This window comes from Chlorobium sp., from assembly GCF_049593655.1.
Lineage (GTDB): Bacteria > Bacteroidota > Chlorobiia > Chlorobiales > Chlorobiaceae > Chlorobium.
The window spans coordinates 1-12,635 of sequence record NZ_JBAWHG010000041.1; the positions used below are offsets into that span (position 1 = coordinate 1).

General features: G+C 53.9%; 10 protein-coding genes. All 10 read left to right on the forward strand.

The window, feature by feature from the left end:
• The coding region (locus tag WBP50_RS06650) for a putative porin (RefSeq protein WP_423932618.1) at positions 1–1,137 on the forward strand (1,137 nt) is incomplete at its 5' end.
• A gap of 171 nt (positions 1,138–1,308) precedes the next feature.
• The gene (locus WBP50_RS06655; RefSeq protein ID WP_423932619.1) at positions 1,309–2,124 is read left to right on the forward strand and encodes a PstS family phosphate ABC transporter substrate-binding protein; all 816 of its coding nucleotides are present in this window, start codon (positions 1,309–1,311) and stop codon (positions 2,122–2,124) included.
• 155 nt (positions 2,125–2,279) lie between these two features.
• The gene (locus WBP50_RS06660) at positions 2,280–3,098 is read left to right on the forward strand and encodes a phosphate ABC transporter substrate-binding protein (RefSeq protein ID WP_423932620.1); all 819 of its coding nucleotides are present in this window, start codon (positions 2,280–2,282) and stop codon (positions 3,096–3,098) included.
• 208 nt (positions 3,099–3,306) lie between these two features.
• Positions 3,307–4,470, forward strand: coding sequence for a PstC family ABC transporter permease (locus WBP50_RS06665; RefSeq protein WP_423932665.1), 1,164 nt, complete (start codon positions 3,307–3,309; stop codon positions 4,468–4,470).
• A 50-nt stretch (positions 4,471–4,520) separates the two neighbouring features.
• Positions 4,521–5,867: a phosphate ABC transporter permease PstA gene (gene pstA / locus WBP50_RS06670; protein ID WP_423932621.1), complete on the forward strand. Its 1,347-nt coding sequence runs from the start codon at positions 4,521–4,523 to the stop codon at positions 5,865–5,867.
• A gap of 6 nt (positions 5,868–5,873) precedes the next feature.
• Positions 5,874–6,734: a phosphate ABC transporter ATP-binding protein PstB gene (gene pstB / locus WBP50_RS06675; protein WP_423932623.1), complete on the forward strand. Its 861-nt coding sequence runs from the start codon at positions 5,874–5,876 to the stop codon at positions 6,732–6,734.
• A gap of 18 nt (positions 6,735–6,752) precedes the next feature.
• Positions 6,753–7,439 carry a phosphate signaling complex protein PhoU gene (gene phoU / locus WBP50_RS06680; protein ID WP_423932625.1) on the forward strand — a complete coding sequence of 229 codons (687 nt, stop codon included), beginning with the start codon at positions 6,753–6,755 and terminating at the stop codon, positions 7,437–7,439.
• A gap of 130 nt (positions 7,440–7,569) precedes the next feature.
• Positions 7,570–8,301: a PhoU domain-containing protein gene (locus WBP50_RS06685; protein ID WP_423932628.1), complete on the forward strand. Its 732-nt coding sequence runs from the start codon at positions 7,570–7,572 to the stop codon at positions 8,299–8,301.
• Between the two features lie 134 nt (positions 8,302–8,435).
• A complete protein-coding gene (locus WBP50_RS06690) occupies positions 8,436–9,509 on the forward strand; it encodes an efflux RND transporter periplasmic adaptor subunit (protein ID WP_423932631.1) in 1,074 nt (357 codons plus the stop codon).
• Positions 9,506–12,631 carry an efflux RND transporter permease subunit gene (locus WBP50_RS06695; protein ID WP_423932633.1) on the forward strand — a complete coding sequence of 1,042 codons (3,126 nt, stop codon included), beginning with the start codon at positions 9,506–9,508 and terminating at the stop codon, positions 12,629–12,631. The genes WBP50_RS06690 and WBP50_RS06695 overlap by 4 nt, the downstream gene beginning before the upstream one ends.
• The last annotated feature ends 4 nt before the right edge of the window (positions 12,632–12,635 follow it).

The window sequence follows — 12,635 nt, forward strand, 5'->3', positions numbered from 1 at the left end:
CCTACTCTTACTATGAAAAAAGTCGCTTTACTGGTCGGTCTGGCAGCTGCTCTCGGCTTCAACAACGCTGAAGCTGTAGACTGGAACTGGAAAGGGGATATTCGTTACCGTTACGAATCGACGTTTAAAGATACGGACGCGAACGATGAAGAGCACAGTCGCGACCGTCACCGCATGCGTGTTCGTATCGGGGTCTATCCATGGATTACCGAAGAACTCTCCGCCGGTGTGCAGATTTCTACGGGAGGTACCGAGCCGACATCGCGCAACGAGACCTTTGATGACCTTTTTGCTTCCGACGACGTCTATCTGAACGAGGCCTATATCGATTATCATCCGATGTTTCTGAACGGAGATGTCAATGTCATTCTCGGTAAACGGGATGTGGCAAAAACCCTCATCGTGATGAAGGACCTTGTCTGGGACAGCGATCTCACTTTTGAAGGCGCTACCCTGCAGTACGGCAAGGATGCCGATGGAAAGGAGAAAGACGGTATCAGCGCGGTTGCCGGTTACTATGTGATCGATGAAAACAGCAGCTTGACTACAAAAGAGCAGGATGCCTATATCGTTGCCGGTCAGCTTGCTTACACCGGTGAGGTGAGCGATCTGGGCTTCAAGATCGGCGCAGGCTACTACGATTATGTACACCTTGACGGTTACTCGGTTTCTTCTTCGGCAGTATCGAAACCAACCGATTCCGCTTTCAAGCCGGGTCTGGATTTCAATATCGTTGAGTTTTTTGCAAGTGTCGGCGGCAACATTACCGAAACGCTTCCCTGGAAGATTTACGGCCAGTATGCCTTCAACACGGCGGAACATGCGGACTTCAGTGCCATTGACGACGCCAAGAGAGATTCCTATCTGATCGGCCTGCAGATCGGCAATGCCAAGAATCCCGGCCAGTGGTCGCTGAGTGGCGAGTATGTCTCGATTGAAGAGGATGCGGTTGCCGATATCACCGATTCCGATCGCAACGGGGGCAGCTTCACCGATCTTGAAGGCTTCAAGATCGGCGCGACATACCATCTTGTCCAGAATATGACGCTTGGCGCCACCTATTACAACTTCAACAAAATAGATGACGATACGACGACCAATCATCTGTTCCAGGCCGATGTAGTGGTGAAGTTCTGAGGTTAGTGTGTGGTTGTTCTTTTCTCCGTTCGGGTTGTGTGTGTCTGTTCTTTTACGCGGCAAAGCTGCCCATGAGGTGATGGGCAGCGGCGCTGTGTGCCCGGGGACTTTTCGAATTGACTTTTTCTGTATGACCGTATTTATTCAACATCAATAAAATCAAATAGCAACATGAATCTTTTCAGGAAAATAGTTTTCGGCGCGGCGGTTCTCGGTTTTATGGCCGGAGGAACTGCAGAGGCAGCAAACAAGATCGTCATGGACGGTTCGACCACGGTCGGCCCGATAGCCAAGTCGTTTGCCGCGTATTTCACCAAAACCACCGGTGTTCAGGTAACGGTAAGTGAGTCCGGTTCGGGCAACGGCGCCAAGAGCCTCATCAACAAAACCTGCGACATTGCCAACATGTCCAGAGAAATGAAGGACAAGGAGCTTGCCGCAGCAAGAGCAAAAGGCGTCAAGCCGGTCGAGCACATCGTCGCCATGGATGGCATTGCCATTGTGGTGCATCCGGGCAACCGCGTGAACGCTCTTTCCAAGACGCAGATTCGCGGCATCTACAACGGCAAGTACACCAACTGGAGTCAGGTAGGCGGTCCGAATGCCCGTATCGTGGTGATCCAGCGTGAATCGAACAGCGGAACCCAGGACTCCTTCAAGGAACTGGTCATGGGCAAGGAATCCCCCATCACCAAGAATGCGGAAACCCAGGCCAGCAACGGCGCCGTGAAAAACCGCGTTGCAACGACTCCTGCAGCTATCGGTTTCATTGGTCTCGGTTTTGTTGACAGTGGCGTCAAGGCGGTTATGGTCGATGGTATCGAACCTGACGAGAGGACGGTCAAGAACGGGACCTATCCGATCACCCGTCCGCTTTTCATGTACACCAACGGTCCGGCTACCGGTGCCGTGAAGCAGTTCATCGACCTGAAGAGCACCCCCGAAGGCAAACGCATGATCAGCGAGCTTGGCTTTGTCAACCACTGAGGGCAATCTGTTTTCGCCATGCAGTTTCCATTCCCGTTCTTTGAAAAAGCCGCCTTTTCCGGGCGGCTTTTTTGTCGGGTTCCTTTTCGTAATTCCAGAGGCTTTTCATACCTTTACCGACAGGACGATCAACAACACTATCAACGGATATCAAGATGAAAACGATGAAGCATGTTCTGCTGCTGGCGGCTCTGTTCGCTGTGGCCGTATCCTCTCCGCTCTCTGCGGCGGGCAAGAGTATTGTCATGGACGGCTCCACTACGGTCGGCCCCCTTGCCAAATCCTTTGCGGCATACTTTACCAGAAAATACGGCGTCAAGGTTACCGTCAGCGAATCGGGGAGCGGCAACGGTGCGAAAAGCCTCATCAACAGGAGCTGTGATATCGCCACCATGTCGAGGGCAATGAAAGCCCAGGAACTCGCCGCAGCGAGGAAAAAAGGGGTCAACCCGGTGGGACACACGGTGGCGCTCGACGGCATCGCCATGGTCGTTCATCCCGGCAATCCGGTACGGAATCTCACGAAGGCGCAGATCGCCGATATCTACAAGGGGCGCATTACCAACTGGAACCAGGTAGGCGGTCCGACGGCGCGCATCGTGGTGATCCAGCGTGAATCGAACAGCGGAACCCAGGAGTCGTTCAAAGATCTGATCATGGGTAAAACGGCGCAGATTTCCAAAACGGCAGAAACGCAGTCGAGCAACGGGGCTGTCAAGAACCGGGTTTCATCCACCCGTTCGGCAATCGGCTTTCTTGGTCTCGGCTTTGTTGACCGTTCGGTCAAGCCCGTTGCGGTAAACGGCGTGCTTCCCTCACCGGTCACGGTAAGGAAAGGCATCTACCCGATTTCCCGTCCGCTCTATATGTACACGAACGGCCAGCCTGCAGGTTCGCTGAAAACGCTGATCGATCTGTCGAAAACACCCGATGGAAAACGGATGATCACCGAGCTTGGTTTTGTCAATAAATAGCCGGAATTTTTCGTTTTATCCTTTTTATGCAAGCCGGTACTCCACTTTGGTGCCGGCTTTTTTTTTGATACGCTGGTTGCCGACATGTTGCAAAGTTGTAACATAATCCAGTTTTTTTCTTGACGTAAAGGGTATAGATTAGGGCGGTCATAACGATGGGCTGGAGCAGATCTGCTCAGGGTTAATCCGGTAATAAATTGCCACCATGATGAGTGAAGATGTTTTGAAAGAGAGCGGGCGTTCGGGAGCCTTTATCGTCAGCGCTCAAAAAAGGAAGATGCAGAAGCTCGCCAAAACGGCGGGAGAGTCGATATTGCTTCTTATCGCCTCGTTCGTTGCCATTGTCGTACTCTTCATTTTCTATTTCGTCACTGTCGATGCGATTCCCTACTTTCAGCTGCAGGGATTCAGGGAGTTTTTCACCAGCAGCAACTGGTATCCTGCGGGCGATCCGGGGGAGTTCGGCGCCCTGGCCATCATCTACGGAAGCGGTATGGTCACGCTCGGTTCGACGCTGCTTTCGGTGCCTATGGGCATTGCGGCGGCCATCTGCCTCAGCGATATTCTTCCCTTTTCCGTTCGTCAGTACGCCAAGCCGGTTATCGAGATGCTTGCGGCAATCCCTTCGGTGGCTTTCGGCTTTTTCGCGCTGGTAATTTTCGCTCCGCTGCTTCAGACCCAGGGAGGGCCTATTCTCATGTGGGCATGGTGGATTCTTGCCGCTCCGTTTCTGCTTCTTGCTGTCATCGTCATATCGGACCTGCTCAGCGCCAAAATCGAAGACCCGAAACGCCGCCAGCAGATATCGATGTTCCTTCTTGTCGTTTTCGGCGTCGGTGCGCTCGCATTTCTCTACTGGGTGGGATCGGTGCTGCAGGGTATTGAAATCATCACCGGTACCAACGCGCTCAACGTTTCCATCATTCTCAGCTTCATGGCGCTTCCCACCATCGTGAGCGTTTCGGAGGACGCCCTGCAGGCGGTAGGACGCGAACTTCGCGAAGGGAGCTACGCGCTTGGAGCCACACGAGCCGAAACCATCGTCAAAACCATACTTCCCGCCGCCAGCAGCGGTATTCTTGCCGCGGTGATTCTGGGTGTCATGCGCGCTCTTGGCGAAACCATGGTGGTGTGGATGGCTTCAGGCAACTCCTCGCATATTCCCGAGCCCTGGTTCAATTATCTCGAAGCGATAAGGACGCTTACGGCGACCATTGCCGGCGATATGGGAGAAGCCGACCAGGTGACCGGTTCGGCCCGTTATCATGTGCTTTTCGCAATGGGCCTTCTTCTCCTGGTCATCAGCTTTATCAGTAATCTGGTCAGCGAAAGGATTGTTGTGCGCCAGAGAAAGATTCTCTCCGGACAGTAGTTTGCGGCAGCCATGAAAAAAGGACTTTTTTGTAATCAGAATCAGCAGTCATGAATCTCGGAACACGAAAGATACTTGACCGTTCATTTACCGCGGTCGGTTTCGGCTCGATTGCAGTTATGGGTATCGCTCTTCTCATCGTTCTGGCGCCCATAATCTATAACGGTATCGGCTCGGTGTTCTTTACCGGTACCCTCGAGCACCGAAACATGCTTTTCAATGAGTTCGGGCGGGGCGACAAGGAGGAGCTTGTAAAGGAAAATGCCGCATCGGAGGTATATCGCAAGCAGATCTACGGCATGCTTGATGCATTCGAGGCGGAGCTCGAAACCATGGAGCCCGAAAAAAAGCAGGATTACCTCTCCAAATACGGTCCGGTGCGAACCGCCCTGCAGACACTGATCGGTCCGCTTCCGGGCGAAGAGACGGCGATCCTGACCCGCTACAAGTACGGGCAGACCAGATGGGAAAAGGCCGAGGAAAAGCTTCACGAGTTTCTTTACGAGGCCAAGTGGGACTACTCCAACCCCGACGTCATGGCTAAGGAGTATTTCGTCAGCCGGGCGGCAGAGTTCGAGGGAACCTCTCTGGTTAAACTGTTTCCCTATGTCGAGAAGCATCTTCCGGATGTGCTTCGTCCGCGCTTTACGGTTTACTGGGGATTCCTGACCGACAGTTCGGTCGATTCCCATATTTTCGGAGGTATCTGGCCGGAAATCCAGGGGACGTTTTTTCTGGCCGTCGGCGCCATGCTCTTTGCCTTTCCGCTCGGCGTGATTGCGGCGGTCTATTTTACCGAATATGCAAGAGAGGGTTTTTTCAACAGTATATTACGCAGTGCGAACAGCACGCTTGCCGGGGTGCCCAGCATTGTGTTCGGTCTGTTCGGTCTGGCTTTTTTTATCAATACCCTCAAGGTGTCGGAGTCGAAGAGTGTGCTTGCAGGTTCGCTGACGCTTGCCATCATGATTCTTCCGACCATCATCCGTGCAGCTGAAGAGGCCATTCTTTCGGTGCCGAAAACCTACAAGGAGGCTTCGCTGAGCCTCGGTTCCACAAAATGGAATACCATTATGACGGTCATTCTGCCTGCGGCGCTTCCGGGAATTCTTACCGGCGGAGTTATCAGTCTCGGCAGGGCTGCCGGCGAGACGGCTCCCATCATCTTTACCGCAGCCGTGAGTGTTGGTTCGGCGATCGGTCTGGCCGATGTGTTTTCGTCGCCGACTCCGGCGCTTTCGTGGAATATCTACAATCTTGCCAGCGAGCACGAGGCTGCCGCCGAAATCAGGCATGTCCAGTACGGCATGGTGCTTGCTCTGGTAAGTATCGTGCTGCTTCTGAATTTGTCGGCAATTTTTCTGAGAGCACGTATTTCCAAAAAATTAAAAGGCTGAGGAACCATGCACATGACAGCAGATAGCCGGGAAACATCGCAGAAAGAGCAGGTGAAAACCGCAAATCGTGAGATTTATCTGCCTTCCGAGAGAAAAAACATATCCGGCGGCGGAACTCCTCATGTTGTGGCAAAGGATTTTTCCATCTATTACGGTGAATTCGAGGCGGTCAAAAAGGTAAACGCCGATATTCTTTCCAGATATGTGACGGCGATCATCGGACCGAGCGGCTGCGGCAAGAGCACCTTTCTCCGGGCGATCAACCGGATGAACGATCTTATTCCGAGCTGCCATACCACAGGGGCGCTCAGGTTTGACGGCGAGGACATTTATGGTAAATTCACCGATGAGGTGCTGCTTCGCAAAAAGATCGGCATGGTGTTTCAGAAGCCGAATCCGTTTCCGAAATCCATTTTCGACAATATCGCCTACGGGCCGAGACTGCATGGCCTGAACGATCGCAAACAGCTCGCTGAAATCGTCGAGCGGAGTCTGAGAAAAGCCGCTTTGTGGGATGAGGTGAGCGACCGGCTCGACAAGAATGCGCTCGGTCTCAGCGGAGGTCAGCAGCAGCGCTTGTGTGTGGCCAGGGCGCTTGCCGTGGAACCTGAAATACTCCTGCTCGATGAACCGACATCCGCGCTCGATCCGAAGGCAACCGCAAAGATCGAGGATCTCATCCAGGAGCTGCGGGGCAGTTACACCATCATGATCGTCACCCACAACATGCAGCAGGCATCGAGGGTATCGGATTACACCATGTTTTTTTATGAAGGTGTTCTGGTGGAGTATGCACGTACGGCACAGCTGTTCACCAACCCGAAGGACAGGATGACCGAAGATTATATAACCGGAAGATTCAGCTAACGAAACCACTTTACCGTCATGTCAGACAGACCGGTTCATGAACTTATCAAAGAGCTGTCCGAGTCGCTTGTTCAGCTTTCCGACAAGGTGTTGCAGAATTTCTACAACGCCCTTACCGCGGTAAAGAATCAGGACGAACAGCAGGCAAGGGAGATCAGACTGGTGGACGATGAGATCGATCTGACCGAAGTCCGTCTTGAAGAGCGCTGTCTTGCCTTTCTTGCCCTCCAGCAGCCGGTTGCCCGCGATCTGCGCACCATCGTGACCATCATGAAAATCAATGACGATCTGGAGCGGATCGGCGATCTGGCGGTTCACATCATCGAGCGTATGCCGGAAATCAACTCGGAGATGCTCGATAAATTCGATTTCGAAACGATGGGTCATCATGCCGGCGAGATGACCGCCAGGTCTATCGAGGCTTTTGTCAACAAGGACCGTATTCTTGCCGACCGGGTTGAGGCCATGGATGAGGAGATCGACGCCATGCACAGCGCCGTGTTCAAGAAAGTCGCCAGGCAGATGAAAGACAGCGAGGCCGATATCGACCAGCTTATCGCGGCGCTCAGCATTTCCCGTTATATTGAAAGAATGGCCGATCATGCCACGAGAATAGCCGGTGAAGTTATCTATCTGGTTACCGGAGAAATTGCAAGGCACTCGGAAAGTTCATATGAAAAGCTTATCCAGTCGCTCAAGGATTGAACCGGGGGACACGGAAGTCTTCGAATGGGTGCGATTTGTTTTTTTTCCTTGAATTAACCCTTCCGGGAAACTAAATTGAAAGCACTTTTTCACATCCGGTTTTTTAACGCAAGCATGGTATTGTAATCATATGGCAAATCTTTTAGGCAAGCTTTTCGGAGAGACACCGAAATCTGTCGAGACTCCGAAAGCGTTTACTATCCAGATCGATCCGGCCAAGTTCAATCTTTCCACCAAACCTGACGGTCCGGTTCATATTCAGCTTGAGTCGCTCAAGCAGAAGCTTACCAAGCTTTCCTCGAATGTCGAAAACAACCTGATGCTGAGCATTCGTGCATCGACCAAGAAAAATGTCGAGCTTGCCATGTCGGCGTTCAAATTCGACGAGGAGTATATCCAGAAAGGCAAGTTTGAAGTCGAGTATCTCACCCTTGCCTATGCATCGTTCCAGAATCTTAACGACGAGCAGCTTGCGGTTGTCAACAACGCCCGTATGATCCTGCAGGAGCTTGAACGGCTTGCGCAGTTTGCGCTCAATATTGCCGAAAAGGCTGCACATGTGCAGTTCGCCAATGTTCAGGAGCTGCACAAGGACGAATACGGTCTCAAGCCTATGGGCGACATTACCGCAGAAATGATCAAGAAAGCGGTCGAGGCTTTTGTAAGCGGGAATTCGAAACACGCCAGTGAAACACTCGACATGATGAAGGAAATACAGGACCTGTACGATAAGGCGCTGGTCAAGATCAAGTCTTCGGTCAACGATCAGAATATCACGAACCTGACCGGTATCCTCTCGATCCTCAACCATGTCAAGGCCTCTGCCGATATTTCCTGCTCCATATCGCGCCATTTCTGCTGATGGAGCCGACGCTTTTCGTACCGATGTTATTGCTAAGAGAAGGCGGAGCTTGAGTTCCGCCTTCTGCGTTTCAGGGATTATGCGCCGGGGGCAGCGGTACGCTCAGCCCTTTATACGATCAGGACAGATATACGATGAAACAGAAAAAACTCGCGATAGTCATTCTTGTCATTGCCGCTCTTTGCGGCCTTTTCTGGTGGCAGCAGCACCGTTCTGAACCTGTCGGGACCGATTCGGCTTATTCGCTGGCCGTTCCTGTAGCGGTCGTTCCGGTTCGGCGGACTGTCGTTCGCGATTCGCTTGCGCTTACCGGGACGGCCGAAGCCTTCAGGGATGTCGAGGTTTTTTCGGAAACCGGCGGTCTGGTAAGAAAAGCCATGTCGGAAACCGGCGACCGGAAAGCTGCCGGAGAGGTGCTTTTCGTTGTCGATGACGAACTGCAGCAATCGGCCCTGAAAAAGGCGAAGGCCGCGTTCGAAAAAGCCGATCTCGATCATACGCGTTATCTCAATCTGTTCCGTGAAGGCGCCGTATCGCCTTCCGGTCTGGAGGCCGTCCGCCTGAAACGCGACGAAGCTGAAGCCGATCTGATCGAGGCTCGCCGCAAATACCGCGATACGCGTATCAGGGCTCCTGTTTCGGGAACCGTTACCGTTAAGCTTGTCGATGAAGGCGAAATGGTCCAGCCCGGCATGAAAGTCGCCAATCTTGTCGATCTGTCGCAGGTTCGCATCAGGTTTTTTCTTTCAGAAAGAGAGGTGCGGGGCATTGCTCCGGGGTATCCCCTGGAGATACGGGCTACCGACGGTTCCGGGCCGGTGCTGCGGGGCCGGGTTACCTCGGTAAGCGGCAAGGCCGGCCGTGACAGGACCTACGAGGCTGAAGCCGTGCTTGCGAACTTCGCGAATTCGCCTTTGAAGGCGGGAATGTTTGTCAGGGTCATCCTGGCCGGAAAGGAGAGCCGTGAGGCGCTCGTCGTTCCCAGAACCGCGCTTGCCGGAAGTGTCATGAAGCCGGAGGTCTATGTCGTGCGCAAGGGCATTGCACGTCTGCGAAAGGTAACCGCCGGGATGGAGTTTCAGGAACAGCTTGAAATTCTCGGAGGTCTGGCCGCAGGTGAACAGGTGGTGACGAGCGGGCAGAATGAACTTCACGATGGCGCGAAAGTAACCATCATCCCGCAGAAAAACATGGATAGCGCACGATGACCCTGACCGAACTTGCCATAAAGCGGCCGAGCCTCGTTGTCGTTATTTTTTCCGTACTCGGCATTCTGGGCTTTTTCAGCTACCGGCAGCTGCAGTATGAACTGCTCCCGAAAATGACGCCTCCGGTAGTGTCCATTTCCGTGCAGTACCCCGGTGCTTCGCCCGGAGAAGTCGAGACATCGGTAACCAAGCCGGTTGAAGATGCTGTTTCGGCGCTTGAAAAAATTGTAACGGTTTCATCGGTATCCTCCGAAGGGCTTTCGGCCGTTACCGTGGAATTTTCCAACGATGCCGATATCGACAAGGCGCTTCAGGACGCCCAGCGCAAGGTCAATGAAATCCGCGAGCAGCTGCCGGAGGATGCCAGGGAGCCGGTAATCAGCAAATTCGCACTCGACGAAGTGGCTGTCCTGCGCATAGGCGCGACCTCCTCGCTTCCCGATACGCGCTTCTACCAGCTGCTCAAGGACGACATCAAACCGCAGCTTTCGAGCATTCCGGGTGTGGGCCAGGTCTACCTGACCGGCGGCCGGGAGCGCGAGATCAGGGTGAACCTCGATATCGGGCGTCTTCAGGCATACAATCTTACGGTAACGGACGTGCTCGCAGCAATCGACCGGGCAAACCTCGACTTTCCTACAGGAAAAATCGATGCCTCCGACCGGCAGTTCACGCTGCGTCTTGCCGGAAAATTCACCGGTCTCGACGAGCTGGAAAACCTTGTTCTCCGCTCCTCCGAGCCGGGCAGCGATGTCCGCCTGAAAGATGTGGCCGAAGTCCGCGACGCGTTCAGGGAGATCACCACCATGACGCGCGTAAACGGCAGAAGCGCCGTAGGCATCATGATCATGAAGCAGAGCGACGCCAATACGGTCGATGTCAGCAGGCAGGTCCGCCAGAAGCTGAAAACGCTCGAAACGCTTTACAGCAACAGGAATCTCCGGTTCAATGTCGCCCAGGACGCTTCGACCTTTACCGTTGAAGCCGTTACCGCCGTGCAGCATGATCTCGTGATCGCCATTCTGCTTGTGGCTCTTGTCATGCTGCTCTTTCTGCACAGTGTGCGGAACTCCCTGATCGTCATGCTTTCGATTCCCACCTCCCTGGTAACCACCTTCATCGGGATGTATGTGTTCGATTTTTCCCTGAACCTCATGACGCTTCTCTCCCTCTCGCTGGTTGTGGGTATTCTGGTCGATGACTCGATCGTCGTGCTCGAAAACATCTACAGGCACCTTGAAGATGGAGAGGAACCGCGAAAGGCGGCGCTTCGCGGCAGAAATGAAATCGGCTTCACCGCACTCTCGATCACCCTTGTCGATGTGGTGGTTTTTCTTCCGCTTTCGCTGGTCAGCGGCATTGTCGGGAACATTCTCCGTGAATTCGCCATTGTCATGGTGCTCTCCACCATGGTGAGCCTTTTTGTCTCCTTTACCGTTACGCCGCTGCTCGCTTCCCGTTTTTCAAGGGTTGAACGGCTTCAGCCCGTCAATGCGCTTTCCCGCTTCGCAATCGGCTTCGAACGTAACTTTCAGCGTATTCGGGAGTGGTACGTCAGCTCGCTCCGCTGGAGTCTCGGGAACGGATGGAAAGTCATTGCCGGTTCAACGGCGCTGCTCCTGCTCTCGTTCAGCCTGCTGGTGTTCGGGTTCATAGGCGGGGAGTTCATCGAGGTTTCCGATAGGGGGGAATTTTCCGTGATTATGGAATATGAGGCGGGCACCAGACTCGACGAAACCGACCGCATGACCAGGGAGATCGAACGCAGGATAGCGCGCATGCCCGAAGTTGAAAAGATACTGACAAACGTCGGAGCCTCGAGCGAAGGCTTTTTCAACCAGAGTGCCGATAATGTTTCCGAACTCAATATCACCCTTGTTCCGAAGCAGGAGCGAAGCCGTTCAACCGACGATTTCATGCAGGAGATCCGCAGGAGTATTCGGGATATTCCAGGCCTGAAGGCAAGCATCAACCCCATCGGCATATTCGGAACGGCAAACGAGACTCCGGTTATTGTCGTTTTAAGCGGTCCATTCCGCAATGAGGTCACCCATGCAGCCGAAGCGCTTCGCGACAGCCTCCGCAGTACGCCCGGAAGCGCCGATGTCAAGCTTACCTCTTCTGCCGGAAGTCCCGAAATACGCGCGAGGATAGACCGGGAAAAAATGGCTTCGTTCGGCCTCACCGTTGCCGAGGTCGGTGCAGCGCTTCGTACCGCCTATGCGGGCGACGATGCAGGAACCTACAGGGAGGGCGACAACGAGTACGATATCCGGGTCATGCTCGACGAATATTTCCGCAACGATACCCGCACCATCGAACAGATAACTTTCCGCACCCCGGGCGGGGAACAGGTGCGTCTCGGCCAGTTCGTCACCTTCGAGCAGGACCGGGGCTATACCAGGCTTCAGCGGAAGGATCGCAACAACGCTGTCTGGGTAAAGGCCCAGGTCATCGGCCGTCCGGTCGGCAGCGTCGGTCAGGATATCGAACGCATCATCTCCGGCATGAAGAAAAACGGGGTCATGCCTCCGACGGTCTCGCATGCATACGAATCCGACCTGAAGCGCCAGGGGGAGTCCTTTTCCACCCTTCTCGTTGCGTTTCTCGTAGCCATTGTTTTTGTCTATCTCATCATGGTCGCCCTTTACGACTCCTATATCTGGCCGATGGTTGTGATGTTCTCCATTCCTCTTGCCGTGATAGGCGCGCTTTTCGCGCTTGCGGTTTTCGGCAAGTCGCTCAGCATTTTCACCATTCTCGGCATTATCATGCTGGTCGGCCTTGTCGGCAAGAACGCCATCCTGCTGGTGGATTTCATCACGAAGTTCCGCAGTGAAGGCATGGAACTGCATGAAGCCATCATCGAAGCCGGCCGGGAACGGCTGCGCCCCATTCTGATGACCACCTTTACCCTGATATTCGGCCTCATGCCCATCGCGCTTTCGGGAAGTTCCGGCTCCGAGTGGAAATCAGGGCTTGCCGTTGCCCTGATCGGCGGTCTCGGAAGCTCGATGTTTCTCACTCTTCTGGTCATACCGGTGGTGTATGTCGGTTTCGATCGCTTCCGGAGCTGGCCCGAACGTTTCCTGAAGCGATGGCGCAGGGCGCCGGAACCCTGAAAAA